At 76.3% G+C, this 25,462-nt stretch carries 23 protein-coding genes and 1 riboswitch; of the genes, 15 read left to right on the top strand and 8 right to left on the bottom strand.

The features are described 5' to 3' along the window. Nucleotides 1–43: 43 nt before the first annotated feature. Together ACWIZO_RS05675 and ACWIZO_RS05670 are read left to right on the top strand one after the other, a co-directional pair. The gene (locus tag ACWIZO_RS05675) at nt 44–1,558 is read left to right on the top strand and encodes a TldD/PmbA family protein (protein ID WP_448641534.1); all 1,515 of its coding nucleotides are present in this window, start codon (nt 44–46) and stop codon (nt 1,556–1,558) included. Next, nucleotides 1,555–2,943, top strand: coding sequence for a metallopeptidase TldD-related protein (locus tag ACWIZO_RS05670; protein WP_448641533.1), 1,389 nt, complete (start codon nt 1,555–1,557; stop codon nt 2,941–2,943). Before ACWIZO_RS05675 ends, ACWIZO_RS05670 begins: the two co-directional genes overlap by 4 nt. Nucleotides 2,944–3,273: 330 nt before the next feature. On the opposite strand, the gene ACWIZO_RS05665 is transcribed toward ACWIZO_RS05670, so the two are convergent. Both ACWIZO_RS05665 and ACWIZO_RS05660 read right to left on the bottom strand, forming a co-directional pair. Next, entirely contained in the window at nt 3,274–4,632 is a 1,359-nt protein-coding gene (locus tag ACWIZO_RS05665; protein WP_448641532.1) for a phosphotransferase family protein, read from the bottom strand. After that, nucleotides 4,629–5,924: an acyl-CoA dehydrogenase family protein gene (locus tag ACWIZO_RS05660; RefSeq protein WP_448641531.1), complete on the bottom strand. Its 1,296-nt coding sequence runs from the start codon at nt 5,922–5,924 to the stop codon at nt 4,629–4,631. The genes ACWIZO_RS05665 and ACWIZO_RS05660 overlap by 4 nt, the downstream gene beginning before the upstream one ends. A 278-nt stretch (nt 5,925–6,202) precedes the next feature. Between ACWIZO_RS05660 and ACWIZO_RS05655 the strand changes: the two genes are divergently transcribed. The 12 genes from ACWIZO_RS05655 to ACWIZO_RS05600 all read left to right on the top strand — a co-directional run bounded on the left by ACWIZO_RS05655 (nt 6,203) and on the right by ACWIZO_RS05600 (nt 17,393). Then, nucleotides 6,203–7,249, top strand: a complete 1,047-nt coding sequence (locus ACWIZO_RS05655; protein WP_448641530.1) for an LLM class F420-dependent oxidoreductase — start codon at nt 6,203–6,205, stop codon at nt 7,247–7,249. Then, nucleotides 7,246–8,040 carry an enoyl-CoA hydratase/isomerase family protein gene (locus ACWIZO_RS05650; RefSeq protein ID WP_448641529.1) on the top strand — a complete coding sequence of 265 codons (795 nt, stop codon included), beginning with the start codon at nt 7,246–7,248 and terminating at the stop codon, nt 8,038–8,040. Before ACWIZO_RS05655 ends, ACWIZO_RS05650 begins: the two co-directional genes overlap by 4 nt. A gap of 28 nt (nt 8,041–8,068) precedes the next feature. Continuing rightward, the gene (locus ACWIZO_RS05645) at nt 8,069–8,881 is read left to right on the top strand and encodes an enoyl-CoA hydratase/isomerase family protein (RefSeq protein ID WP_446757767.1); all 813 of its coding nucleotides are present in this window, start codon (nt 8,069–8,071) and stop codon (nt 8,879–8,881) included. A gap of 45 nt (nt 8,882–8,926) precedes the next feature. Continuing rightward, entirely contained in the window at nt 8,927–10,138 is a 1,212-nt protein-coding gene (locus tag ACWIZO_RS05640; RefSeq protein WP_448641528.1) for an acyl-CoA dehydrogenase family protein, read from the top strand. Nucleotides 10,139–10,249: 111 nt separating this feature from the next. Beyond that, nucleotides 10,250–11,362 (top strand): acyl-CoA dehydrogenase family protein, encoded by a 1,113-nt coding sequence (locus ACWIZO_RS05635; RefSeq protein ID WP_448641527.1) that lies wholly within the window; start codon nt 10,250–10,252, stop codon nt 11,360–11,362. A 5-nt stretch (nt 11,363–11,367) separates the two neighbouring features. Beyond that, entirely contained in the window at nt 11,368–12,183 is an 816-nt protein-coding gene (locus tag ACWIZO_RS05630; RefSeq protein ID WP_448641526.1) for an enoyl-CoA hydratase, read from the top strand. Then, nucleotides 12,180–12,866, top strand: a complete 687-nt coding sequence (locus ACWIZO_RS05625; RefSeq protein ID WP_448641525.1) for a TetR/AcrR family transcriptional regulator — start codon at nt 12,180–12,182, stop codon at nt 12,864–12,866. The genes ACWIZO_RS05630 and ACWIZO_RS05625 overlap by 4 nt, the downstream gene beginning before the upstream one ends. Before the next feature lie 63 nt (nt 12,867–12,929). Beyond that, nucleotides 12,930–13,643, top strand: a complete 714-nt coding sequence (npdG, locus tag ACWIZO_RS05620; protein ID WP_448641524.1) for an NADPH-dependent F420 reductase — start codon at nt 12,930–12,932, stop codon at nt 13,641–13,643. Between the two features lie 147 nt (nt 13,644–13,790). Then, nucleotides 13,791–14,093, top strand: a complete 303-nt coding sequence (locus tag ACWIZO_RS05615; protein ID WP_448641523.1) for a hypothetical protein — start codon at nt 13,791–13,793, stop codon at nt 14,091–14,093. Between the two features lie 126 nt (nt 14,094–14,219). Beyond that, on the top strand, nt 14,220–14,693 hold the full coding sequence (locus ACWIZO_RS05610; protein WP_448641522.1) for a hypothetical protein: 474 nt from the start codon (nt 14,220–14,222) through the stop codon (nt 14,691–14,693). A gap of 167 nt (nt 14,694–14,860) precedes the next feature. Then, entirely contained in the window at nt 14,861–15,889 is a 1,029-nt protein-coding gene (locus ACWIZO_RS05605; protein WP_448641521.1) for a C40 family peptidase, read from the top strand. A gap of 25 nt (nt 15,890–15,914) precedes the next feature. Beyond that, complete coding sequence (locus ACWIZO_RS05600) at nt 15,915–17,393, top strand: APC family permease (protein WP_448641520.1); 1,479 nt, start codon at nt 15,915–15,917, stop codon at nt 17,391–17,393. Here ACWIZO_RS05600 and ACWIZO_RS05595 read toward each other — a convergent pair. Next, entirely contained in the window at nt 17,311–17,937 is a 627-nt protein-coding gene (locus ACWIZO_RS05595) for a YdeI/OmpD-associated family protein (RefSeq protein WP_448641519.1), read from the bottom strand. The two genes, ACWIZO_RS05600 and ACWIZO_RS05595, sit on opposite strands and share 83 nt — an antisense overlap. A gap of 45 nt (nt 17,938–17,982) precedes the next feature. Beyond that, nucleotides 17,983–19,017 (bottom strand): uroporphyrinogen decarboxylase family protein, encoded by a 1,035-nt coding sequence (locus ACWIZO_RS05590; protein WP_448641518.1) that lies wholly within the window; start codon nt 19,015–19,017, stop codon nt 17,983–17,985. Nucleotides 19,018–19,055: 38 nt separating this feature from the next. Here ACWIZO_RS05590 and ACWIZO_RS05585 point away from each other — a divergent pair, with 38 nt between their 5' ends. Beyond that, nucleotides 19,056–19,643 carry a gamma carbonic anhydrase family protein gene (locus ACWIZO_RS05585; protein WP_448641517.1) on the top strand — a complete coding sequence of 196 codons (588 nt, stop codon included), beginning with the start codon at nt 19,056–19,058 and terminating at the stop codon, nt 19,641–19,643. Here the strand turns inward: ACWIZO_RS05585 and ACWIZO_RS05580 are convergent. The 4 genes from ACWIZO_RS05580 to ACWIZO_RS05565 form a co-directional block, all read right to left on the bottom strand. Next, entirely contained in the window at nt 19,534–20,787 is a 1,254-nt protein-coding gene (locus ACWIZO_RS05580) for a threonine aldolase family protein (protein ID WP_448641516.1), read from the bottom strand. The genes ACWIZO_RS05585 and ACWIZO_RS05580 overlap by 110 nt on opposite strands. Nucleotides 20,788–20,870: 83 nt before the next feature. Then, nucleotides 20,871–21,953 carry a homoserine O-acetyltransferase MetX gene (metX, locus tag ACWIZO_RS05575; RefSeq protein ID WP_448641515.1) on the bottom strand — a complete coding sequence of 361 codons (1,083 nt, stop codon included), beginning with the start codon at nt 21,951–21,953 and terminating at the stop codon, nt 20,871–20,873. Further along, complete coding sequence (locus ACWIZO_RS05570; RefSeq protein WP_448641514.1) at nt 21,953–23,245, bottom strand: bifunctional o-acetylhomoserine/o-acetylserine sulfhydrylase; 1,293 nt, start codon at nt 23,243–23,245, stop codon at nt 21,953–21,955. The genes metX and ACWIZO_RS05570 overlap by 1 nt, the downstream gene beginning before the upstream one ends. Before the next feature lie 42 nt (nt 23,246–23,287). Continuing rightward, nucleotides 23,288–23,402, bottom strand: a riboswitch (SAM riboswitch). 31 nt (nt 23,403–23,433) lie between these two features. Beyond that, a complete protein-coding gene (locus ACWIZO_RS05565) occupies nt 23,434–25,422 on the bottom strand; it encodes an acetyl/propionyl/methylcrotonyl-CoA carboxylase subunit alpha (protein ID WP_448641513.1) in 1,989 nt (662 codons plus the stop codon). Nucleotides 25,423–25,462 lie beyond the last annotated feature (40 nt).

The following is a 25,462-nucleotide window of genomic DNA, read 5'->3' as shown; positions in this document are numbered from 1 at the left end:
AAGTGCACGCGGGCGGAGAAGCGGTGGCTGGTAGACAGGGCCGGTGTCCGGATCCCGCGACGTGGACGACTCCTTCCTCTCGCTCCCCCTGTCCGCGCTCACCGAGGCGGCGCTGACCCGCGCGGTCGACCTCGGCTGCGAGCACGCCGACCTGCGGGTGGAGCGGATCCGCACCCAGTCGATCAGTCTGCGCGACGCCCGCCTCGAGGCGCTCACCGACGGCGAGGACCTCGGCCTGGCCGTCCGCGTGGTGCACGAGGGCACGTGGGGCTTCGCCGCGGGCGTCGTCCTCACCGCGGCCGAGGCGGTGCGGCTGGCCGAGCAGGCGGTCGCCGTGGCGAAGGTGTCGGCGGCCGTCGCGAGCGACCGGGTGGAGCTGGCGCCCGAGCCCGCGTACCCCGACGGCACCTGGGTGTCGGCCTACGACGTCGACCCCTTCGACGTGCCCGACGCGGAGAAGACCGCGCTGCTCACCGAGTGGTCGGAGCGGCTGCTGGCCGCCGACGGCGTCGAGCACGTGCAGTCCGGGTGCGTGCACGTCAAGGAGCAGAAGTACTACGCCGACACCGCCGGCACCCGCACCCGCCAGCAGCGGGTGCGCATCCACCCGGAGTTCACCGCGCTCACCGTCGACCGCACCAGCGGCGCGTTCGAGAGCATGCGCACCCTCGCCCCGCCGGTCGGCCGCGGCTGGGAGTACCTCACCGGCGGGCACTGGGACTGGGACGGCGAGCTGGCGCAGGTGCCGGAGCTGCTGCGGGAGAAGACCAAGGCGCCCTCGGTGGAGCCCGGCCGCTACGACCTCGTCGTCGACCCGTCGAACCTGTGGCTGGTCATCCACGAGTCGGTCGGCCACGCCACCGAGCTCGACCGGGCGCTCGGCTACGAGGCCGCCTACGCCGGGACGTCGTTCGCCACCGTGGACAAGCTCGGCAGCCTGCGGTACGGCTCGGAGCTCATGCACGTGACCGGCGACCGGGTGGACGAGCACGGCCTGTCGACCGTCGGCTGGGACGACGAGGGCGTCGCCGCCCAGCGGTGGGACATCGTGCGCGACGGCGTGCTGGTGGGCTACCAGGTCGACCGCAACACCGCCCGGCTCGGCGGCATGGCGCGCTCCAACGGCTGCGCGTTCGCCGACTCGCCGCGGCACGTGCCGGTGCAGCGGATGGCCAACGTGTCGCTGCAGCCGGCACCCGACGGCCCCGACCTGGCCGGGCTGATCGGCGGGGTGGAGCGCGGCATCTACGTCGTCGGCGACAAGAGCTGGTCGATCGACATGCAGCGCTACAACTTCCAGTTCACCGGCCAGCGCTTCTACCGCATCGAGGGCGGCCGGCTGGCCGGGCAGCTGCGCGACGTCGCCTACCAGGCGACGACGACGGACTTCTGGGGCTCGATGCGCGCGATCGGCGGCCCCTCCACCCACCGCCTCGGCGGGGCGTTCAACTGCGGCAAGGCCCAGCCCGGGCAGGTCGCGCCGGTGAGCCACGGCTGCCCGGCGGCGCTGTTCGAGGGCGTGAGCATCCTCAACACGGTCCAGGAGGGCGGGCGATGAGCCGGCTGACGGCACAGCAGCTGGTCGAGCAGGTCCTGGCGGCCTCGACCGCTGACGGCTGCGTCGCCTACGTCGTCGAGAGCACCGAGGCCAACCTGCGGTGGGCGTCGAACAGCCTGACCACCAACGGGGCGATGCGCTCGCGGCAGGTCGTCGTCGTCTCCTTCGTCGACGGCGGCGCCGGGACGGCGGCCGGCACGGTCGCGCGGACGGGGACGCCGGACGTCGCCGCGCTGGTGGCCGCCAGTGAGCGGGCCGCCCGCGACGCCGGGCCGGCCGAGGACGCCGTCCCGCTGCTGGGCGAGGCGCCGCCGGGGGTGGGGGACTGGGACGCCGACCCGGCCGAGACCTCCATCGAGGTGTTCGCCGAGTTCGCGCCGGCGTTGGGGGAGGCGTTCGGCGCCGCGCGCGACCGGGGTGACCTGCTGTTCGGCTACGCCGAGCACTCGCTGACCACGACCTACCTGGGCACCTCGACCGGGCTGCGGCTGCGGCACGACCAGCCGACCGGCCGGGTGGAGCTCAACGGCAAGAGCACCGACTTCTCCCGCTCGGTGTGGGCCGGGGTGGGCACCCGCGACTTCCGCGACGTCTCGGTGGCCGGCCTCGCCGCCGAGGTCGAGCGCAAGCTGGGCTGGTCGCGGCGGCGGGTCGACCTGCCGGCGGGCCGCCACGAGACGCTGCTGCCGCCCTCGGCGGTCAGCGACCTGATGCTCTACGCCTACTGGACCATGGAGGCCCGCGACGCCGACGAGGGCCGCAACGTCTACGCGCGCGCCGGCGGCGGCAACCGCATCGGCGACCGGCTGGCCGCACTGCCGCTCACGCTGCGCAGCGACCCGGCCGCCCCGGGCCTGGAGACCGCGCCGTTCCAGGTCGTGGGTGCCTCGTCGGGGTCGGCGAGCGTGTTCGACAACGGCATGGCGACCCCGGCGGTCGACTGGATCTCCGGCGGCGTCCTCACCAACCTGATCCGGCCGCGGGCGTGGGCGCTCAAGACCACCGCGCCGGCCGTGGCCGCCGTCGACAACCTCGTCCTGGAGGCGCCGGAGGCGACGGCCACGCAGGACGAGATGGTCGCCGCCACCGACCGCGGGCTGCTGCTCACCACGCTCTGGTACATCCGCGAGGTCGACCCGCAGACGCTGCTGCTCACCGGCCTGACCCGCGACGGCGTGTTCCTCGTCGAGGGCGGGGAGGTGACCGGCGCGGTGAACAACTTCCGGTGGAACGAGTCGCCGGTGGACCTGCTGGCGCGGATCACCGAGGTCGGCCGGACCGAGCGGACGCTGCCGCGCGAGTGGAACGACTGGTTCACCCGCGCCGCGATGCCGCCGGTGCGGGTGCCGGACTTCAACATGAGCTCGGTGTCGCCCGCCAGCTGAGGACGGCGGCCGCTCGGGACGAGCCAGTGCGGCCGTTCCTCGCGCAGTGCCGGCGCTGTAGTGCCCGCACCGCGCGAGGAACTCCGGCAAGGCGCCGGATCGGCGGCCGATCGGGTCTACAGGACCCTCGGTCGTGGCCGATGCAGACGGTGGACCTGCGGGCGGCTCGATCGGAGGGCGATGGTGCAGGTGGTCGCTGACGGGGCCCCTCCGCTCAACCACCCGTTGCCGCCGCTGGACGAGCTCCTGGTCGGGCTCGGCGCGTTCGTGCTCGTGTGGATCGTCTGGTTCTGGTTCCAGGACCGGTGTTCGCCCACCCCGTGCCGGCGGTCAGGCGTCGGGGACGGCGAGGTGGTGGGGGTTGGCCACCCGCAGCCGGTCGCGCACGCCCTCGCGGACGGCGTCGACCACGGCGTCCCAGCGGTCGTCGCGCGTGCCGTCGGCGATCGCCCCGGACAGCGCGGCGTCGTCGGCGAGCTCCAGGCCGGCCAGCCGGGCCCGCCGCCGCGCCCGCGCGCCGTCGCCGAGCAGCAGCTCGCGGCGCACCGTGGCGACCACGTTGGCCGCCACCTGCGCGTGGAACGACGTCCGCCCCTCGGTGGCCGCCCGCACCTCGCCGGCCAGGAAGTCCCCGACGGCGGCGGCGAGCTCGGCCGCGGTGGGCCGGCCGAAGAGCAGGTCGTCGTCCGGGTCGGCCGGGTCCTCGGGCGCGCCGGCGTCAGGGGTGTCGAGGCCGAGGGAGAGCAGGACGTCGAACTCCTGCTCGGCGGCGCGGCGGCCGATCGCGGCCAGCTCCACCGACGGCTCGGCGCCCGAGAGGTGCCGCTCGGTCATCGCCCGGCACATCAGGCCCCACTGGACGGTGCCGTAGAGCTCCCACCAGTGCAGCTCGGCCGCCGTCGGCCGCCAGCCGGCGACCGCGGCGTAGCTGTCGAGCAGGTCCTCCCGGGTGCCGACCCCGGCGGCGGGCAGCCGGGAGCCGAAGCGCCAGACCTTGGCGCAGCACCAGCCGAGGTCCTCCAGCGGGTCGCCGCGGTGCACCAGCTCCCAGTCGAGGACGGCGCGCAGCCCGTCGGGGCCGACCATGAGGTTGCCCAGCCGGAAGTCGCCGTGCACCAGCGCTGGTCCCCGCGGCGGCGGGCGGTGCTCGCGCAGCCGGCGCAGGCCCAGCGCCAGCCCGGGCGGGGGCGGCCCGCCGGTGAGGAAGGTCGCGGTCAGCCGCTCGAGCGGGTCGCCGATGGCCGGGACCACGGCCAGGGTGTCGAGGGGGGCGGCGTGCAGCCGGGCGAGGACGGCGCCCAGCTCCCGGGCCAGCCCCGCCCGCGCGCCCGCGTAGGCCTCGTCCCGCAGCAGGCGGCGCGGGATCGTCTCGCCGTCCACCCGGCCCATGAGCAGGTGCTCCGCCGGCAGGCCGTCCTCCCCGGTGCCGACGTCGACCAGCTCGGGCACCGGCACCCCCGCCCGCGCGGCCGCGGCGATCGCCTCGGCCTCCACCGCCAGCGGGGCGCCGCCGGTGCCGGCGCCGCCGCGCAGCACCAGGTCACGGCGCCCCGAGGGGTCCACCGCGGTGAGGGCCCAGGTCTCGCGGTTGGCCCCGCCGGTGAGCCGGGTCAGGCCCTCGACGGTCACCGGCCGGCCGGTGAGCCGGGTCAGCCGCCGGGCGAGGGCGCTCGCCGGCCCCTCGGTCACCGCAGGAAGCCGAACAGCTGCCCGGCCACCCGCCGCATCTGGATCTCCTCGCTGCCCTCGGTGATCCGGTAGCGGCGGTGGTGGCGGTAGATGTGCTCGAAGGGCAGGTGGCGGGAGTAGCCCATGCCGCCGTGCACCTGCATCGCGCGGTCGGCGGCGTCGCAGACCAGCCGGTTGCCGCGGTAGTTGCACATGGAGACGCGGTGGCCGATGGTCACCGCCGGCTCGCCGCGGGCGGTCAGCTCGTCGAGGTCGGCCGCGGTGGCGCGGATGAGCGTGCGCACCAGCTCGGCCTCGGTGTGCAGCTCGACCAGCGGCCACTGGATCGCCTGCCGCTCGGCCAGCGGCCGGCCGAAGGTGGACCGCTGCCGGGCGTACTCGACCGAGCGGTCGATGCAGAACTGGGCGGCGCCGACGCCGGAGGCCGCCTGGCGGATCCGGTTCTCGTGCACGAAGGTCTGCGCGACGGCCAGCCCCTCGCCCTCCGCGCCGAGCACCGCCGAGCGCGGCACCCGGACGCCGTCGAGCACGACCTCGCCGTGGTCGGTGGGCATGTTGAGCGTCCACCAGAAGTGCGGCACCGACAGGCCCGGCGCGTCGATCGGCACCAGCAGGGCGCTGATCCCGCGGGCCTCGCCCGGGCGGCCCGAGGTGCGGGCGAAGACCAGCAGGTGGGTGCCGGTGTGCACGCCGGTGATCCAGCGCTTGCGGCCGGTGATCACCCAGTCGCCGCCGTCGCGCTCCGCGCGGGTGTCCATCCAGGTGGCGTCGCTGCCGTGGTCGGGCTCGGTGAGCGCGAAGGACATCCGCCGCTCGCCGGTCACCAGCGCCTCGACGAACTCCTCGCGCTGCTCGGCGCTGCCGAACAGGTGCAGCAGGTGCGGCACGACGAGGTTGCCGACGACGCTGTGCTCGTTCTGCAGGTCGTTGTGCAGGCCCAGCCCGCGGTGGGCGAGGTGCTCGCGGATCACGGCCATGTCCACGTTGCCGCCGTCCCGGCCGCCGAGCTCGGCCGGCAGCGAGTAGCGCAGCCAGCCGGCGGCGTCGGCGCGGCGGCGCACCTCGGCCAGCAGCTCCTCCCACTCCGCGCGCGGCACGCCGCCGGCCTCGACGTCGGTGCGGGCGAACTCGCGGCGGTGGTCGAAGAACCTGACGTTGTCGTCCTGCTGCTCGAGCGGGTCGATCTCGGCCGCGACGAAGGCGTCGAGCTCGTCGAGCAGCGCGGTCAGCCGGGCGGGCAGCGCCGAGCCGGTGACCTCGGCGCCGGAGGCGGGCTGGTCGAGCGTGGTCATGCGACCTCCTGTCCGACCGCGGTGCCGGGTGGGCTCGACCATGGCAGCGCCGGCACTTGACGTCAACGTCGACCGGGTGCGGAGGACGGGACGGACCGGTCCGCCTCTCGGCGGAGCCCTCGGCCGTGTCGGTGCCGGGCCGCCGGACGACGCGCCCGGCGGCGTTGACAGCGGACCGGCTCCGCCCGTTGACTGCCCGACGTTGACGTCAGCGTCACGACCGCACCGCGGCGGACGACCGGTCCGCGCCCGGAGCACCTCCGAGGGGACGGCGACCGATGCGCATCGGCATGCGGGTGCAGTACAGCGGCGGCTTCCGCGAGGCGGCCCGGGAGATCGGCGAGCTGGAGAAGGCCGGCCTGGACGTGGTGTCCATCGCCGAGGCCTACAGCTTCGACGCCGTCAGCCAGCTCGGGTACCTCGCGGCGGTCACCGAGCGCATGGAGCTGACCAGCGGCATCCTCCAGGCCCTCACCCGCACCCCCACGCTGACCGCGATGACGGCGGCGGGCCTGGACTTCGTCTCCGACGGCCGGTTCACCCTGGGCCTCGGCGCCAGCGGCCCGCAGGTGGTCGAGGGCTTCCACGGCGTCCGCTACGACGCGCCGCTGGGGCGGCTGCGGGAGATCGTCGAGGTCTGCCGGATGGTCTGGCGCCGCGAGCGCGTGGTGTACGAGGGGAAGCACTACGCGATCCCGCTCCCCGCCGACCAGGGCACCGGCCTGGGCAAGCCGCTCAAGCTGATCAACACCCCGGTGCGGGAGCGGATCCCGATCACGCTCGCCTCGATCGGCCCCAGGAACGTCGAGATGACCGCGGAGATCGCCGAGGGCTGGGAGCCGATCTTCTTCGTCCCCGAGCGGGCGGCCGAGATCTGGGGCCCGTCCCTGGAGGCCGGGCGGGCGAAGCGGGACCCGGCGCTGGGGCCGCTCGACGTCCGCGTCGGCGTCCCGTGTGCGATCGGGGAGGGCCTCGAGCACGTCCGGGAGCGGTCCCGGGCCGACCTGGCGCTCTACATCGGCGGCATGGGTGCCCGCGGCAAGAACTTCTACAACGAGCTGACCGTCCGCTACGGCTTCGCCGAGGCCGCCGCCACCGTCCAGGACCTCTACCTGTCCGGGCGCAAGGAGGAGGCCGCCGCGGCCGTGCCGGCCGAGATGGTCGAGGCCACCTCGCTGGTCGGTCCCCGCGGCTGGGTGGCCGAGCGGCTGGCGGCGCTGCGGGACGCCGGCGTCACCACGCTGATGACCTCCCTGGTGCAGCCCGACCCGGCCGACCGGCTGCGCACCGTCGAGCAGCTCAAGCAGCTGGCGGCCGACCTGTGAGCCCCGACGGCGCCCCGCCGGTCGCGCTCACCCGGGACGGCGACGTCGCGACGCTGACCCTGGCCAACCCGCGGCGGAAGAACGCGATGACGCCCGAGGCCTGGCGCCTGCTGGGCGAGGTCCTCGTCGAGGTGGCCCGCTCCGACGCCCGGGTGCTGGTGGTGACCGGTGCGGGCACCGACTTCTGCGCCGGCGCCGACCTCTCCGCCGACCTCTCCGCCGACAGCGACCGGCCGCGGGCCCCGATGGCCGGCATGGCCGTGGTGAACGCCGCCTGCCTGGCGCTGCACCGCCTGCCGGTACCGACGATCGCCCGGGTCGACGGCGTGGCGGTGGGCGCGGGCATGAACCTGGCGCTGGGCTGCGACTTCGTCATCGCGAGCGACCGGGCCCGGTTCTCCGAGATCTTCGTGCGCCGCGGCCTGTCGGTGGACTTCGGCGGCTCGTGGCTGCTGCCCCGGCTGGTCGGCCTGCGGCGGGCCATGGAGCTGGTGCTGCTCGGCGAGGTCGTCGACGCCGCCGAGGCGCTGGAGGCCGGGCTGCTGCGCGCGGTCGTGCCACCGGACGGGCTCGACGCCACGGTCGCGGCCCTGGCCGCCCGGCTGGCCGCCGGCCCACCGGTGGCGGTGCGGCAGTCCAAGCGGATGCTCACCGACTCCTTCGAGGTCGGGCTGGAGCGCGCGCTCGAGGACGAGGCGCGCAGCCAGCAGGTCAACGTCGGCACCGACGACTTCGCCGAGGCCGTCGCCGCCTTCCGCGGCAAGCGCGAGCCGCGCTTCACCGGCCGCTGAGACACCCCACCCGCCGACGGAGACGCCCGTGACCACCCCCCTGCGCCTGGAGCACCCGGAGCCCGGGATCGCGGTGCTCACCCTCGACCGGCCCGAGCGGCTCAACGCCCTCTCCCCGGACCTGCTGCTGGAGCTGCACGCCACCCTCGACCGACTGGCCGGCGACCCGTCGGTGCGGGTGCTGGTGCTCACCGGCGCCGGCCGCGGCTTCTGCGCGGGGCTCGACCTCACCGCCTACGACATGGGCGGCACCGACCGCCGGGGCGAGGCCGACAGCCCGCAGCGCCGGCTGGCGCTGCAGAAGCACATCGCCGCGCTGGTGCCCAAGCTGCGGGCGCTGCCGCAGGTGGTGGTCGCCGCGGTCAACGGCCCGGCGGCCGGCGGGGGACTGGCGCTGGCGCTGGCCTCCGACGTCCGGATCGCGGCGGCCGGCGCCCGGTTCGGCGTCGCCTTCGTCCGCATCGGCCTCTCCGGCTGCGACATCGGCGTCAGCTGGCTGCTGCCGCGGCTGGTCGGGGCGTCCCGGGCCTTCGAGATGCTGCTGACCGGCCGGGTCGTCGACGCCGCCGAGGCCGACCGCACCGGCCTGGTCAGCCGCGTCGTCCCCGACGGCGAGGTGCTCGACGCCGCGCTGGAGACCGCCCGGGCGGTGCTGGCCAACTCGCCGATGGGCGTGCGCATGACCAAGGAGGTCATGTGGAGCCAGCTCGAGGTGGGCAGCCTGCAGGCGGGTATCGACCTGGAGAACCGCACGCAGATCCTCACCACCTACACCCGCGACGCCGACGAGGCCGCCCTCGCCTTCCGCGGCCGCCGCGACCCCGTCTTCCGCGATGCCTGACCGAGCTGCCTGACCGAGCTGCCTGAGAGACCCCCGGAGGTCACCGTGACCACCACCGCTCCCGCCACCCACCGCGAGCTGGTGGCCGAGACCGCCCGCCGCGTCGTCGCCGAGCACCCGCCGGCGTCCACCCCGTGGGCGGAGTTCCTCGGCGCCTGCTTCGACGCCGGTCTGGCGTGGGTGCACTTCCCCCGCGGTTCGGGCGGGCTCGGCGTCGAGGCCGGCCTGCAGGACCTCGCCGACTCGATCCTGCAGGGCGCCGGGGGGCCGGTGCCCTTCGCGCTCAACCCCATCGGCTACGGCATGGCCGCGCCCACCGTCGTCGAGCACGCCCGGCCCGAGGTCGCCGCGCAGCTGCTGCGCCCGTTGGCCACCTGCGAGGAGCTGTGGTGCCAGCTGTTCAGCGAGCCGGGCGCCGGCTCCGACCTCGCCGGGCTGGCCACCCGCGCGGTCCTCGACGGCGACACCTGGGTGGTCGAGGGGCAGAAGGTGTGGACCAGCCTCGCCCACCGGGCCCGCCGCGCGCTGCTGCTCGCCCGCACCGACCCCGACGTCCCCAAGCACCGCGGGCTGACCTACTTCGTGCTGGACATGACCGACCCCGGCGTCGAGGTCCGCCCGCTGCGCCAGATGACCGGCGCCGCGGAGTTCAACGAGGTGCACCTCGACGGCGCCCGCATCCCCGACGCCCACCGGCTCGGCGGCGTCGGCGAGGGCTGGCGGGTCGCGATGACCACGCTGATGAACGAGCGGCGCGCCATCGGCGGCGGCAGCAGCCGGCGGGGGAGCGGCAGCATCGGCACGGCGCTGCGGCTGTGGCGCGAGCGGCCCGACCTGCGCACCCCGGCGCTGCGTGAGCGGCTCACCGCGCTGTTCGCGCAGGCCGACGCCGCCCGGCTCACCGGCGAGCGGCAGCGGGTGGAGAGCGGCGACCGGCCGGTCGGGCCCGAGGGCAGCATCGGGAAGCTGGTCGGCGCCGAGCTCAACCAGGCCGTCCACGACTTCTGCATGGACCTGCTCGGCATCGAGGCCACCCTCTACGGCTCCTACGACCCGCCCGACGGCGTCGACGACGCCACCGACGAGCTCGCCGGCGTCGGGGACGTGCAGCGGGCGTTCCTCCGCTCGCGCGCCAACACCATCGAGGGCGGCACCTCCGAGGTGCTGCGGAACATCCTCGGCGAGCGGCTGCTGGGCCTGCCCGGCGAGCCCCGGGCCGACACGAACCGACCGTGGCGCGAGGTCCCCCGTGGCTGAGCCGGGTCCGCTCGCCGTCGTCCGCACGCTGGTCGACCCCGCCTGCGCCTCCCTCACCGACCAGCGCGTCGTCGTCGACGGCGGCACGTCCTGACCCGAGAGGACCGACCCGTGGTCGAGTTCGAGTTCACCGCCGAGCAGCGGGCCCTGCGCGAGGTGGCCCGCGACGTCTGCACCCGCTCCTCCCCGGAGGCGGAGGTGCGCCGCCTCATGGGGACGCCGGAGGGCTTCGACCGCGCCGTCTGGCGGCGGCTGGGCTCCGACGTCGGACTGCTGGGCCTCGCCGTCCCCGGGGAGCACGGCGGCGCCGGCGCCGGGCTGGTCGAGCTGGCGCTGCTCGCCGAGGAGACCGGCCGCACCCTGCTGGGCGGGCCGCTGCTAGGCACCGTCGCCCTCGCCGTCCCGGCGCTGCTGGCCGCCGGCGACGCCGCCCTCGCCGCCGAGCTGCTGCCCGGCGTCCTCGACGGCTCGACGGTGCTGGCGCTGGCGGCCACCGACGACCGCGGCGGCTGGGCCCCGGCGCAGCCCTCGGTGATCGCCGACGGGGGCACGCTGACCGGCGAGCAGGCGCACGTCCTCGACGGCGCGGCCGCGGACGCGCTGCTCGTGCTGGCGGCCGGCGAACACGGCCCGGCGCTGTACCTGGTCGACGGCGGCGCGCCCGGGCTGACCCGCGAGGTGCAGTCCGGCCTCGACCTCTCCCGCCGGCAGGCCCGGCTGCGGTTCGACGGCGTCGCGGCCCGCCCCGTCGGGTCCGCGGCCGACGCCGCGGAGGCCGTCGCCACCGCCCGCCGCACCGCCGCCGTCGTGCTCGCCGCGGCCGCCGTCGGCAGTGCCCAGCGGCTGCTGGACTCCGCGGTCGAGCACGCCCGCACCCGGCTGCAGTTCGGGCGGCCGATCGGCTCGTTCCAGGCGGTCAAGCACCGCTGCGCGGACATGCTCGTCGACGTCGAGCACGCCCGCTCGGCGGCCTACCACGCGGCGTGGGCCGCCGACGAGGGCACCGACGACCCCGGGCTGGCCGCCGACCTGGCCACCGTCGTCACCACCGAGGCCCACCTGCGGGTGGCCAAGGGCACCGTCCAGGTGCACGGCGGCATCGGCTTCACCTGGGAGCACCCCACGCACCTGCACTACAAGCGCGCGGTCAGCGACGCGGCGCTGCTCGGCGGGCGGGCGGCGGCCGCCGGGCGGCTGGCCGACGCCGTCCTCGAGCCGGCCTGACCGCGATGACCGAGCCCGACGTCGTCCTCGTCGAGCGGGACGGCCCGGTCGCCACCGTCACGCTGCACCGGCCCGGGGTCCGCAACGCGCTCTCACCCGGGCTGCTGGCCCGGCTGCGGGAGGCGATGGCGGCCCTGGACGCCGACGAGGACGTCGGCGCCGTCGTCCTCACCGGCGCCGACCCCGCGTTCTGCGCCGGGCTGGACCTGCGGCAGCTGGGCGGCGGCGCGATCGACCCCTCCGCCGGCGGCGACGACGGCCGGCCGTCCTGGCAGCCCTGGGCGCGGCTGTCCACGCCGGTGGTCGGCGCGGTCAACGGCCCGGCGGTCACCGGCGGCCTGGAACTGGCGCTGCACTGCGACGTCCTGGTCGCCTCCGAGCGGGCGCGCTTCGCCGACACCCACGCCCGGGTCGGGATCCTGCCCGGCTGGGGGCTGACGGTGCTCCTGCCGCTCGCCGTCGGCCGCGGCCTGGCCCGCCGGATGAGCCTCACCGGTGACCACCTCGACGCCGCCGGGGCGCTGCGCGCGGGCCTGGTCACCGAGGTGGTGCCGCACGCCGAGCTGCTGCCCGCCGCGCACCGGCTGGCCGCGACGATCGCCGGCAACGACCGCGCCGCCGTCCGCCGGCTGCTGCGCTCCTACCGCGACGTCGAGGCCGCCGCCGTCGGTGAGGGGTTCGCCGTCGAGGCGGCCACCGCCGCGGAGTGGGCGGCGCGCCACGACCCCGCCGAGGTGGAGCGCCGGCGCGCCGGCCTGCTCGAGCGCGGCCGCGCGCAGCTGGCCCGCGACGACCCCGGGCCGGGGGAGGGCGGCCGGTGAGCGCACCCCGGGGACCGGCCGTGGGCGCGGCGGGCGGCGCCGGGCAGCAGGAGCGCCGCGAGGCCGGGCCGCTGACCGGCAAGGGCCAGGCGCGCAAGGCCGCCCTGCTCGACGCCGCCCGGCGCGTGTTCGAGCGGCGCGGATTCCTCGACACCCGGGTGGCCGACATCGTCGCCGAGGCGCGCGTGGCCCAGGGCACCTTCTACACGTACTTCGACTCCAAGGACGCCGTCTTCCAGGCCGTCGCCACCGGCGTCGTCGGCGAGATGCTGGTCGCGCTGCGGGCCGACGCGCACGGCGGGACCCCGTACGAGCGGGCGTACGCGGCGATGGAGCGGTTCGTCGACGCCTACCGTCCGCGGGCCCGGATCATCGCGCTCGTCGAGCAGGTCGGGACGTCCACCCCCGAGCTCAGGCACCTGCGGCTGCAGGTCCGCGAGGCGTTCGTCGAGCGCGCAGCCCGCGGCATCGCCCACCAGCAGGAAGCCGGCGTCGCCGACCGGTCGCTGGACCCGGTGCTGGCCGCCGAGGTGCTCGGCGCGATGGTCGACCACACCTGCTACGTGTGGCTCACCCTCGGCCGCGAGTTCGACCGCGACGCACTGCTGCGGACGCTGACCACCGTCTGGGTGCGGGCGATCGGGGCCGAGGCACCGGCCCCGACGAACCCTGCGCACCGATAGCGCGGAGGCGCCCGCTAGCGTCCGCCCGGGTGCTCCACCGGGGAGCGCGGCGAGGAGGCACGGATGACCGAGGCACGGACGACCGAGGCACGGACGACCGAGGCGCGTGGCACCACCCTGCCCGAGGGCCTGACCGTGGCGGTGCTCGGCGGCACCGGCCCGCAGGGGCGGGGCCTGGCGCGGCGGTTCGCCGCGGCCGGCGTGCGCGTCGTGCTGGGCAGCCGCGACGCCGGGCGTGCGCAGGCCGCCGCCGCCGACCTGGCCGCGGCCACCGGCGGGGACGTCACGGGAGAGGACAACGGCGGCGCCGCCCGCGCCGGCGACGTGGTCGTGGTCGCGGTGCCCTGGGACGGGCACGCCGACCTGCTGACCGGCCTGCGCGCGGACCTCGCCGGGAAGGTCGTCGTCGACTGCGTCAACCCGCTGGGGTTCGACGGGCAGGGCGCGTACGCGCTGGCCGTCCCCGAGGGGTCGGCGGCGGAGCAGGCCGCGGCGCTGCTGCCCGACAGCCGCGTGGTGGCCGCCTTCCACCACGTCAGCGCCGTCCTGCTCGACGACCCCGAGGTGGCCTCCGTCGACACCGACGTGCTCGTGCTGGGCGGGGACCGGGAGGCCACCGACCTGGTGCAGGCGCTCGCCGGCCTGGTGCCGGGCATGCGCGGCGTCTACGCCGGGCGGCTGCGCAACGCCCACCAGGTCGAGGCCCTGACCGCCAACCTGATCAGCGTCAACCGCCGCTACAAGGCCCACGCCGGTCTCCGCGTGACCGACGTCTGAGTCGCGGCGCCTGGGGCGGGTGTGACGACGGGCGCCGAAACCTCGCTCGATACCGCACGGCTGCTGTCCTCAAACGCCGTCTCCCGATTAACTTTCGGGCGACCGCAGCAGGCCCCCCAGGGACGGGGGCGTCGAGGGGAGCGCCTCATGACCCGCAGCCAGAAGCCCTCCGTCTTCCAGGTGGGCCAGATCTGGGACGACGGCAACACCGTCGTCGTCTCCGGGTGGGGCATCGGCCTGTGTGCCTCCTCGTGCCCCTGCCACCGGTCCCCGGTCGCCGGCCGCCTGGCCATCGACGAGGACCAGTCCGGCGGCACGCTGGGCCTGCGCAGCTTCCGCGAGGACGGCTGCGACTGCTGCGAGCCCTGGACCGCCGACGAGCTCTCCGCGGTCCTCCGCGACCTGGAGCGGCTGTCCGGGCTCGATGCCGAGGAGCCCCTCGCCGGCTGATCGAAGGACCCTCCTGCCCCCACCACTCGCAGGCTCGCGGCGGGGCCCTGCAGGAGGGCCGCCTGCTCCTCCGCCTCTCGCGGGAGAGGGGTTCGGGGGACGTCCGTCCCGGGGTAGGAGTGCCCCGTGTTGGGACGAGCGGCGCTGCGCGGCGCCCTGGCCGGACTGGCCGGCACCGCGGCGATGACCCTGGCCGAGAAGGTCGAGCAGCAGGTGACCGGGCGGCCGGACAGCTACGTGCCCGGCCGCACCCTGATCGCCCTCACCACCGGCCGGCGGCTGCCCGAGTCGGCCCGCCCCCCGGTGGTCAACCACGTCATGCACTGGGGCACCGGTGCCACCGTCGGCGCGCTGCGCGGCGTCTGGTCGGCCAGCGGGCTGCGGGGCTGGCGCGCCTCGGCCTGGCACACCTCCGTCCGGCTGGCCACCGACCAGACCCTGGAGAACGCCACCGGGGTCGGTGACCCGCCGTGGACCTGGTCGCGCCGCGACCGGGTCGTCGACGTCGCCGGCAAGGCCCTCTACTCCTTCGTCACCGGCGCGGTCGCCGACCTGCTGGTACCCATGGCCCCCGACCGCCGCCGCAGCACCCGGTCCTGACCGCACCGGCCGGCCGCGGGACGGCCGGCGCCTCCCGGGACGGGTGTGACGGGTGCGCCCTCCCCCGCGGGGGAGCCCGCGCGCCGCCCTCACCCTCTGGTCACCACCTCCCTACGGTCCGTGTGGATCAACGGGGGCCGCCACCGGCGGCAGGGGGGACGGCGGACGTGCAGCGCAACCGGACGACGGGCCGCCGCTGGTCGGGTGCGGTCGTCGCCGCCACCGGCCTGCTGGCCCTCGTGCTCGCCCCCGCCCCCGCCTCGGCCGCACCCACGACCGCACCTGCGACCGCCGATCAGGCCGCCCGGCTGGTCGAGGAGACCGGCCGCCGGCTCACCGCGCTCGACGAGCAGGTGCACCAGGCCGAGCTGACCGTGCAGGCCCGTCAGCAGGCCGCCACCGACGCCGAGCGGGCCGCCGCGCAGGCCGAGACCACGCTGACGGAGTACGGACCGCGCATCCGGGCGATCGCGCAGACCGGCTACACGGGTGGCACGCGGTCGCGGGTGGCCGCCTTCCTCGCCAGCGACTCCGCCGACGACCTGATCGCCCAGATGACCACGCTGGACCTCATCGCCGACCACACCGAGGGGGTGCTCGCGGAGGTGGCCGCCGCCCAGGCCGCCGCCGAGCAGGCCCGCTCGGCGGCCGACGCCGCCGGTGACGAAGCCGCCGCGGCGCTGGCCGCGCTGCACGACCAGCAGGCCCAGGTACAGCAGCAGGTCGACGCCTACGAGGCCGACTTCACCCGGCTCTCGGCCGCCGAGCAGGCCGCGGTCACCTCCGCGCTGGCCGGGCCGGCGCTCACCGCGCCGTCCACCGTGGACGCGGTCGCCGCGGCCCCCGGGCCGGCCGCCGCCGTCGCGGTGCAGACCGCCCTGGCCCAGCTCGGCGACCCCTACGTCTGGGGATCCTCCGGCCCGGACGGGTTCGACTGCTCGGGGCTGACCCAGTACGCCTACGCCGCGGCGGGGATCTCGCTGCCGCACTCCAGCGGCGCGCAGGCCGAGCTGGGGACGCCGGTCGCCCGGGCCGACCTCGAGCCCGGCGACGTCGTCTACTTCTACTCACCGGTCAGCCACGTGGGGATCTACGTCGGCGACGGCAAGATGGTGCACGCCCGCACCTTCGGCTCGCCGGTCGCGGTGACCAGCGTCGACCAGTCCGGCTACCGGGGCGCCGTCCGCATCGCCTGAACGCCGGCGACGTAACGTGCCGCCGGTGACCCGGGCAGCGCAGCGACCGCAGCCGGCCCTGCGCCCGGAGGCGATCGGCTTCCTCGACGCGCTGGTCATCGGCCTGGCCGCGACCTCGCCGGCGTACTCGCTGGCGGCGGTGATCGGGCCGGTCGTGGCGCTGGTCGGCGTGCACGCCCCCGGGGTCGTGCTGGCCTCCTTCGTCCCGATGCTGCTCATCGCCGGGGCGTTTGCCGCGCTCAACCGGGCCGACCCAGACTGCGGGACGACGTTCTCCTGGGTCACCCGCGCCTTCGGCCCGACCACCGGCTGGATCGGCGGCTGGGCGATCACGATGACCGGCGTCCTGGTGGTCGGGTCGCTGGCCGAGGTCGGCGTCCGCTTCACCCTGCTGGCCCTCGGGCTGGACGCCTGGGAGGCCTCGACGCCGCTGGTGGTGGCGCTGAGCGTGGCGCTCGTCGTGGGGATGTCCGCGCTGTGCGTGCTGGGCACCGAGATCTCGGCCCGGCTGCAGAACGGGCTGATCCTGGCCCAGACGCTGGCGCTGGCGGTGTTCGCCGTCGTCGCCGTCGTCCGCGGGGTGCGCGGCGACACGCCCTCCGGAGGGCTGGTGCCGTCCTGGAGCTGGCTGGACCCCTCCGGCGCGGGTGGCGCGGCGCTGACCGGCGGGCTGCTGCTCGGCGTCTTCGCGTTCTGGGGCTGGGAGTCGGCGGTCAACCTCACCGAGGAGACCCGCGACCCGCTGCGGGCGCCCGGGCGGGCCGGGGTGCTCGCCACCGTCGTCCTGCTGCTGACGTACCTCGGCGTCGCGGTCGCCGTCGTCTCCTTCGCCGGCACCGGCTTCCTGGCCGGCAACGCCGACCAGGAGGAGGCGGTGTTCGCGCTGCTGTCCACCGACGTGCTCGGCGGCTGGGACTGGGTGGTGCTGCTCGCCGTCGCCACCTCGGCGATCGCCTCCACGCAGACGACGATCATCCCGGCGTCGCGCACGGCCCTGTCCATGGCCCGGCGGGCGGCGCTGCCGGTCCCGTTCGGCTCGGTGTCCGAGCGGTACCGGACGCCGGACGTGTCGACCTGGTGGGTCGCCGGCGTGGCGGTGGCCTGGTACGTCGGCGTGCACCTGGTCAGCGAGAACGCGCTGCTGGACTCCATCACCGCGCTGTCGCTGCTCATCGCGCTGTACTACGCGCTCACCGGGCTGGCCTGCGCCTGGTGGTTCCGCCGGCGGCTGACCCGCAGCGCGCGCGACCTGCTGCTGCTCGGGGTCGGGCCGGTGGCCGGCGCGGCGGTGCTGCTGTGGCTGCTCGTCCTCTCGGCGCGCGACCTCGCCGACCCGGCGAACAGCTACGGCGGGCAGGCGTGGTTCGGGCTGGGCCCGCCGCTGGTCATCGGCGTCGGGGTCCTGGTCGCCGGCGTGCTGCTCATGCTCCTGTGGCGGTGGCGCGACGGCCGCTTCTGGCGGGAGCGGCCGGGTGCGGCCGGCGACCCTCCGCCAGCATCGTGACGACCGCGGCGACCCGCTTCGCCCGCGTGGCCGGGGTGGCCGCGGTGTGCACCCGGTGGAGCACCGCGTAGCGGTTGGTGGCGTCGAGCTCCGCGAACGCCTCCTGCGCGGCCGGCTCGGCGGCCAGGGCGGCGGCGAGGTCGTCGGGCACGGTGATGGTGGCCGCGCCGGCGTAGGCGCGGTCCCAGCGGCCGTCGGCCCGCGCCGCCTCGACCTGGACGAGGCCGGCCGGGCGCATCCGGCCGGCCGCGGTGAGCTCGGCGACGGCGGCGACGTTCTTCTGCGACCACACGCTGCGCGGACGCCGCGGGGTGACCCGCACCAGGTAGGAGCGCTCGTCGAGCCGGTTGATGCGGCCGTCGATCCAGCCGAAGCACAGCAGCGACTCGACCAGCTCCGCCTGGGTCACCGAGGGCACCCCGGCGCCCTTCTTCGCCAGGCGCACGTAGCAGCCGGGGGCGGTGGCGTGCTCGGCCTCCAGCCACGCCTCGAGGGCGGTCTGGTCGGGGAAGGCGAGCACGGGCAGGTCGGTCGGCACGGTCACGACGGCGATCCTGGCCCCTGCCGGTCCCTCACGGCAGCTCCGTGCTCACAGCTCCGCGCGCAGCACGCGGGCCGCCTCGGCGAGGGCGCGCATCTTGCCCTCGGCGGAGGCCCGGGGCAGGTACTTCAGGCCGCAGTCGCTGGAGAGCACCAGCCGCGAGACGTCGACGTCGTCGAGCGCGCGCCGGACGCGGTCGGCGACCACCTCCGGGGTCTCCACCTCCGGCGTGGACAGGTCCAGCACGCCCAGCGCGATCCCCTTGCCGCGCAGCGGCCGCAGCGACGCGGGGTCCAGGTGCGACTGGGCGGTCTCCACCGACACGGTGTCCACCGGGGTGTCGGCGAGCTCGGGCAGGAACGAGTAGCCCTCCGGGCGCTCGGCGACCATCGCCGCGTAGCCGAAGCACAGGTGCAGGTGCACCGGGCCGGGCGCGCCCTCCACCGCCCGGGTCACCGCCTCCGCGCCGTAGCGGCGGGCCACCTCGGGCCGCGCCTGCAGCCACGGCTCGTCGATCTGGACGACGTCGGCGCCGGCGGCGAACAGGTCGGCGATCTCCTCGCGGACGACGTCGGCGTAGGCCAGCGCGAGCGCCCGGTCGTCGCCGTAGTGCTCGTCGGCCGCCTGCTGCGCCATCGTGAACGGGCCGGGCAGCGTGGTCTTCACCGGCCGGTCGGTGTGCGCGCGCAGGAAGCGCACGTCGCGCGCCTGGATCGGGCCGCGCCGGCGGAGCTCGCCGACCACCCGCGGCACCGGGATCGGCTTCCCCGACCGGTTGACCACCGTGCCGGGGGTGTCGACGTCGACGCCCTCGAGCGCCGTGGCGAAGTGGTTGGAGTAGGACTCCCGGCGCTGCTCGCCGTCGACCACGACGTCGAGGCCGGCCGCCTCCTGGGCGCGCAGGACCAGCAGCGTCGCGTCGTCCTGCGCCTCCTCGAGCAGCTCGGGGGCCGGCCGCCACAGCTTCCGGGCGCGCACCCGGGGCGGGAACCGGTGCGCCAGGCGGTCGCGGTCGATGAGCCACCCGGGCTGGGGGAGGCTCCCGACGACGGTGGTGGGCAGCGGCGGCAGCGGGGCGGGCACGGGTGGAGTCTGCCCGCGGGGAGCCGAGATGTGCTGGGGTGGACGCCGTGGCGGACAACTACATCGCGGAACTGCCGTTCGGCGCCCCGGCCATCGACGACGAGGCCTTCGTCGCACCGACGGCGGTGGTGGTCGGTGCGGTGACCATGGGGCCGCGCTCGAGCATCTGGTACGGCGCGGTCGCCCGGGCCGACGCCGAGGTCATCGAGATCGGCGAGGGCTCGAACGTGCAGGACGGCAGCACCCTGCACGCCGACCCGGGGTTCCCGCTCGTCGTCGGCCGGGGGGTCACCGTCGGGCACCGGGTCGTGCTGCACGGCGCGCGGGTCGACGACGACGTGCTGGTCGGCATGGGGAGCGTGGTGATGAACGGCGCGCACATCGGCTCGGGCTCGATCGTGGCCGCCGGCGCCGTCGTCACGCAGGGCACGCAGGTGCCGCCGGGGTCGCTGGTGGCCGGGATCCCGGCGAAGGTGATCCGGCAGGCCACCGAGGACGACCTCACCCACATCCGGCTCAACGCGCAGAGCTACACCGAGCGGCTGCCCGCGGCGCGGAAGGTGCGGCCGGTGGTGCGGCGTCCGCTGCCCCCGGCCGGGTACATCCCGGGCGACGCGGCCGACTAGGCCCGTCCGCGAGATCTGCACACTCGCGGTCTCCCGGGCCGCGAAGGCCGCCAGTGTGCAGATCTCGCGGGTTCACACGCCGCCGGCCAGGCGGGCGACGGCGGCGCGGACCTCCTCCGGAGACAGGGCCAGGGTCGCGTCGCCCACGGACAGCTCCACGCGCACCACGGTGGGGTCGCTGGTGATCCCCGGCTCCGCCCAGGTCCACAGCCCCTCCTCGGCCAGCGCGCGGGCGGCGGCGCGGAAGGCGTCCGGCGTGGCCGACAGCAGCAGGTGGAGCATCGGCGTCTCCGGGGGGGTCGGGGACCACCCGCACGCCGGGCAGGCCGCGCACGGCGTCGGCCACCTCCCGCGCACGCTCGAGGTAGCCGGGGAACAGCGGCAGCCGGCGGCGCAGGCAGGTCAGCGCCGAGGCGGCGCCGGGCCACAGGCCGAACAGCGTGCCGCCCATCCGCCGGCGCCACTCCCGGACCTCGGCGACGACGTCGGCCGGCCCGGCCACCGCGCACCCGGCCAGCGCGCCGACGCCCTTGTAGAAGCTCACGTAGACGGTGTCGAAGGGCGCCGCGACGTCGGACGGCGGCAGGCCGTACCCGGTCGCGGCCTCCCACAGCCGCGCGCCGTCGAGGTGCGCGACCGTGCCCCGGTCGTGCGCCCACGCGGCCTGCGCGACCACGTCGTCCCAGGGCGGCAGCGGCCCGCCGAGGTCGCGCTGCGGCAGCTCCACCACCAGCGCGGCCGGCGGCTCGGCCACGTCGTCGAGCTCGGCGCGCAGCAGCACCCGGTGCCGGTCGCCGACCGGGCGCTCGACCAGGCCCTGCAGCCGCGCCAGCGCGCCTCCCTCGTGGCGGAACAGGTGGCACTCGGGGTGGCCCACCACCGTCTCCCGGCGGCTGCGCCCGGCGTGCACGCGCAGCACCGACTGCTGGGCCATGGTCCCGCTGGGCAGGTAGACCGCGGCCGGCTTGCCCAGCACCTGCGCGACCTCGGTCTCCAGCTCGGCGACCACCCCGCCCGTGCCGTACCGGTCGACCGCCGTGTCCGCGGGGATCGTGGCCAGCAGGTCCGCGGCGCGCACCGGTCCGTGGCCGCTCAGCGCGCGGTCGCAGGCCAGGCGCAGGGCGTCGAGGTCGTCGTCGCTCACCCCGCCAGTCTGTCGAGATCGCGCGATCTCGCACGCGCGGGGCCACCAGGACGTGCGGGATCGCGCGATCTCGGCGGGGAGGCTCAGGTGCCGAGCAGCTCGCGCACCAGCGCGCCGACGGCACCGGCCTCGACGAGGAAGCCGTCGTGCCCGTGCGGCGAGGACACCACCCGCAGCGGGACGCCGAGCGCGTCGGCCACCCGCTGCTGCAGCTCCAGCGGGTAGAGCCGGTCGCTGTCCACCCCGGCGACGACGGCCCGCGCGGTCACCCGCGACAGCGCGGCCTCGATCCCGCCCCGGCCGCGGCCGACGTCCCAGGTGTTCATCGCCTCGGTGAGCACCACGTAGCTGCCGGCGTCGAAGCGGCGGGCGAGCTTGTCGGCGTGGTGGTCGAGGTAGGAGGCGACGGCGAAGCGGCCGTCGTCCTGCACGGTCGTCCCGAACCGCTCCTCCAGCTCGACCGGGCTGCGGTAGGTGAGGTGCGCGATCCGCCGGGCGACGCCGAGCCCGGCGACGGGGTCGGCGCGGATCGCGGCCTGCTGGGTGGTCTGCGTGCCGATCTGGTCGGCGGTCGCGGCCGCGCCGGAGGCGAGGAAGAGCAGCCCGGCGACCCGCTCGGGCAGCGCCACCGCCCACTCCAGCGCGCGCATCCCGCCCATCGACCCGCCGACGACGGCCGCCCACCGGCGGACGCCGAGCGCGTCGGCGAGCGCGGCCTCCACGAGCACCTGGTCGCCGACGGTCACCTCGGGGAAGCGCGCGCCCCACGGGGCGCCGTCGGGCGCGGTCGAGGACGGCCCCGTCGTCCCCTGGCAGCCGCCCAGCACGTTGGCGCAGACGACGAAGAGCCGCCCGGTGTCCAACGGCGCCCCCGGCCCGACCAGCGGCGCCCACCAGCCCGGGGTCGGGTGCCCGGGCCCGGCCGGCCCGGTGACGTGGCTGTCGCCGGTCAGCGCGTGCTCGACGAGCACCGCGTTGCCGCCGTCGGGCGCGAGCGTCCCCCAGGTCTCGTAGGCGACCCGGACGCCGGGCAGCACCCCGCCGCGCTCGAGGCGGACCGGTCCGTCCAGGTCGAGGAACAGCCGGTCCCCGGCGGGGTCGCCGTCGCGCCACCCACCGGTGCGCGGCGGGGTGCGGGACGCCGGGACGTCCCGCACCCCCGTCATCACGCCCCCTTGGCGGCGCGGAACCCCGCCTCGAGGTCGGCGAGGATGTCGTCGATCCCCTCCAGCCCGGCGGCCAGGCGCACCAGCCCGGGCGTGACCCCGGTGGTCTGCTGCTCCTCGGGCGTGAGCTGCGAGTGCGTGGTCGAGGCCGGGTGGATGACCAGGCTGCGGACGTCGCCGATGTTGGCCACGTGGCTGTGCAGCTCCAGCGCCTCCACGAAGCGCCGGCCGGCCTCGACGCCGCCGCGGATCTCGAAGGCCAGCACCGCGCCGGCGCCGCGCGGGGCGTAGCGCTGCTGGGCGGCGTGCCACGGCGAGGACGGCAGGCCGGCGTAGTGCACCGACTCGACCTCGTCGTGCGCCTCGAGGAACTCCGCCACCCGCTGGGCGTTGGCCACGTGCCGCTCCATCCGCAGCGACAGCGTCTCGATCCCCTGCACGACCAGCCAGGCGTTGAACGGGCTGATCGCCGGGCCGAGGTCGCGCAGCAGCTGCACGCGGGCCTTGAGTGCGTAGGCCGGGGCGCCGAGGTCGGCGTAGACCACGCCGTGGTAGGTCGGGTCCGGCGTCGTGAACCCGGGGAACCTCCCCGACGTCCAGTCGAACGTGCCGCCGTCGACGATGACCCCGGCGATCGCGGTGCCGTGCCCGCCCAGGTACTTGGTGGCCGAGTGGACGACGACGTCGGCGCCGTGCTCCAGCGGGCGCACCAGGAACGGCGTGGCGATGGTGTTGTCCACGATCAGCGGGACGCCGTTGCGGTGGGCCACCTCGGCGACGGCGGCGATGTCGAGGACGTCGCCCTTCGGGTTGCCGATCGACTCCCCGTAGAGCGCCTTGGTGTTCTCGCGCACCAGCGACTGCCAGCTCTGCGGGTCGTCGGGGTCCTCGACGAAGGACACCTCGACGCCGAGCTTGGGCAGCGAGTGGTGCAGCAGGTTGTAGGTGCCGCCGTACAGCGAGGCCGAGGCGACGACGTGGCTGCCGGCCTCGGCGACGTTGAGCAGCGCCAGCGTCTCCGCCGCCATGCCGCTGGCCACCGCGAGCGCCGCGACGCCGCCCTCCAGCGAGGCCACGCGCTGCTCGAGCGCGTCCTGCGTCGGGTTCATGATCCGCGTGTAGATGTTGCCCATCTCGGCCAGCGCGAAGAGGTCCGCGGCGTGCTTGCTGTCGCGGAACTGGTAGGCGGTCGTGGCGTAGATCGGCAGGGCGCGGGCCCCGGTGGTGGGGTCGGGGCTGGTGCCGGCGTGGACCTGCCGGGTCTCGAAGCTCCAGCTCTGCGGGTCGGTCACGCGCCGTCTCCTCTCGTTCGGGAGACCCCGCGGCGCACGGAGGACTCCGTCCTGCCGGGCGGCGGGTGCCGCGCGGCCGGCTCTTCCCCTGGAGCACCTCGGACGGAGAGAGGTTGCCGGGCAGCCAGCCAGGTGCTTGACGCTGCCTCTCGTGAGCCTGCGCCGACCCTAGCGGAGCGGGCTCCGGCTCAGGCGGGGGTGAGCCGGGCGAGCACCTGGTCGAGCCGCACCTGGTCGCCGGCCGCGACGAGCAGCTCGACGACGCCGTCGGCCGGGGCGCGCAGCGTGTGCTCCATCTTCATCGCCTCGACGACGACCACCGGCTCCCCGGCGGCGACGGCCTGCCCGTCGGTCACCGGCACCGCGATCACCGAGCCGGGCATCGGGCTGGTCAGCTCCGGGGGGTGCGCCGCGGCGCTGTCGGGCCGCAGCACCACGCGGCGGGCCCGGCGCAGCGGCCAGTCCGCGCCATCGGCGTGCACGAACAGGCCGTGCCCGTCGCCGTGCCCGTCGCCGTCGGCGGCGACCAGGCAGCGGGACCGCACGCCGTCGCGGACCAGCGCCAGGCCGCCGTCCTCGGCCGCGCAGGACAGCGTCCCGGCGTCGGCGCCGTCGAGGGTGGCGCGGGCCGCGGCCGGCGTGCCGGTCAGCGCCACCGTGCGTGGCCGGCCGCCGGCCTCGAGCCGGACGGTGAACGGCGCGGCGTCCCCCAGCCGGAAGCCGGTCGGCGCGCTCCACGGGTCGGCCGGGTCGGCCGCGGCCCAGGCGGTGAGCCACAGGTGCGCGGCGGCGGCGAGGACGGCGAGGTCGGGCACCGGCGGGGCCGCGTAGGAGGCGGCCACCCGGTCGAGCAGCGCGGTGTCCAGGTGCCCGGCGCGCACGTCGGACTCGGCCAGCAGCGCGCGGACGAACCCGACGTTGGTGGTCACGCCGAGCACCGCGGTGTCGCCCAGCGCGCGGTCGAGCGCGGCGAGCGCGGTGGCCCGGTCCGGGCCGTGCGCGACCACCTTGGCCAGCATCGGGTCGTAGTCCGAGCCGACGACGGTGCCGGCCGCGACGCCGGAGTCGACGCGGGCGCCGGCGGGCTCGGCCAAGGCGAGCACCCGCCCGCCGGTGGGCAGGAAGCCGCGGCCGGGGTCCTCGGCGTAGACCCGCGCCTCGACCGCCCAGCCGGTCAGCGCGACGTCGTCCTGGCCGAACGCCAGGGGCTCGCCGGCGGCCACGCGCAGCTGCTGCTCGACCAGGTCCAGGCCGGTGACCAGCTCGGTGACCGGGTGCTCGACCTGCAGGCGGGTGTTCATCTCCATGAAGAAGAACTCCTCGGGCCGGTCGGCCGAGACGATGAACTCCACCGTGCCGGCGCCGGTGTAGCCGACGCTGCGGGCCGTGGCGCAGGCGGCGTCGCCGATGCGGGCGCGGGTGGCGGCGTCGAGCAGCGGCGAGGGCGCCTCCTCGACCACCTTTTGGTGGCGGCGCTGCAGGCTGCACTCGCGCTCGCCGAGGTGGACGACGGCGCCGTGGGCGTCGGCGAGCACCTGCACCTCGACGTGCCGCGGCCGCTGCACGAACCGCTCGAGGAACAGGGTGTCGTCGCCGAACGCGGCGGCGGCCTCCCGGCGGGCGCTGACCAGCGCGGCCGGCAGGTCCGCGGCGTCCTCGACCACCCGCATGCCCTTGCCGCCGCCGCCGGCCGAGGGCTTGACCAGCACGGGGAAGCCGATGCCGGGGGCCGCGGCCACGAGGTCGTCGTCGGTGAGGCCGGGCTCGGCGGTGCCGGGGACGACGGGCACACCGGAGGCGACGACGGTCCGCTTGGCGGTGATCTTGTCGCCCATCACCCGGATCGCCTCGGCCGGCGGGCCGACGAAGACCACGCCGGCGTCGGCGAGCGCGCCGGCGAGGGCCGGGTTCTCCGACAGGAAGCCGTAGCCGGGGTGCACGGCCTGCGCGCCGGTGGCCCGGCAGGCCTCGACCACCCGCGGCACCGACAGGTAGCTCTGCGCGGCCGGGGCGGGGCCCAGGCGGTAGGCGACGTCGGCGGCGCGGACGTGCGGCGCGTCGGCGTCGGCGTCGCTGTACACGGCGACCGAGCGGATGCCGAGCCGGCGCAGCGTGCGGATCACCCGGACGGCGATCTCGCCCCGGTTGGCGACGAGGACGGTGTCGAAGGTGCTCATCGCTCGACTCCGCACTCGTTCGGATCGTCGGTGGCCGGCG

The sequence above is a fragment of the Geodermatophilus sp. URMC 63 genome (assembly GCF_053502565.1).
This window is presented reverse-complemented; position numbering and strand designations above follow the sequence as displayed.

Bases quoted from the DNA above. Each gene is read 5' to 3' on its own strand.
- ACWIZO_RS05565 (WP_448641513.1), bottom strand. From the start codon at position 25,422: ATGAGCACCTTCGACACCGTCCTCGTCGCCAACCGGGGCGAGATCGCC.
- metX (WP_448641515.1), bottom strand. From the start codon at position 21,953: ATGACGGGGGTGCGGGACGTCCCGGCGTCCCGCACCCCGCCGCGCACC.
- ACWIZO_RS05615 (WP_448641523.1), top strand. From the start codon at position 13,791: ATGACCCGCAGCCAGAAGCCCTCCGTCTTCCAGGTGGGCCAGATCTGG.
- ACWIZO_RS05630 (WP_448641526.1), top strand. From the start codon at position 11,368: ATGACCGAGCCCGACGTCGTCCTCGTCGAGCGGGACGGCCCGGTCGCC.
- ACWIZO_RS05660 (WP_448641531.1), bottom strand. From the start codon at position 5,924: ATGACCACGCTCGACCAGCCCGCCTCCGGCGCCGAGGTCACCGGCTCG.
- ACWIZO_RS05655 (WP_448641530.1), top strand. From the start codon at position 6,203: ATGCGCATCGGCATGCGGGTGCAGTACAGCGGCGGCTTCCGCGAGGCG.
- npdG (WP_448641524.1), top strand. From the start codon at position 12,930: ATGACCGAGGCACGGACGACCGAGGCACGGACGACCGAGGCGCGTGGC.
- ACWIZO_RS05670 (WP_448641533.1), top strand. From the start codon at position 1,555: ATGAGCCGGCTGACGGCACAGCAGCTGGTCGAGCAGGTCCTGGCGGCC.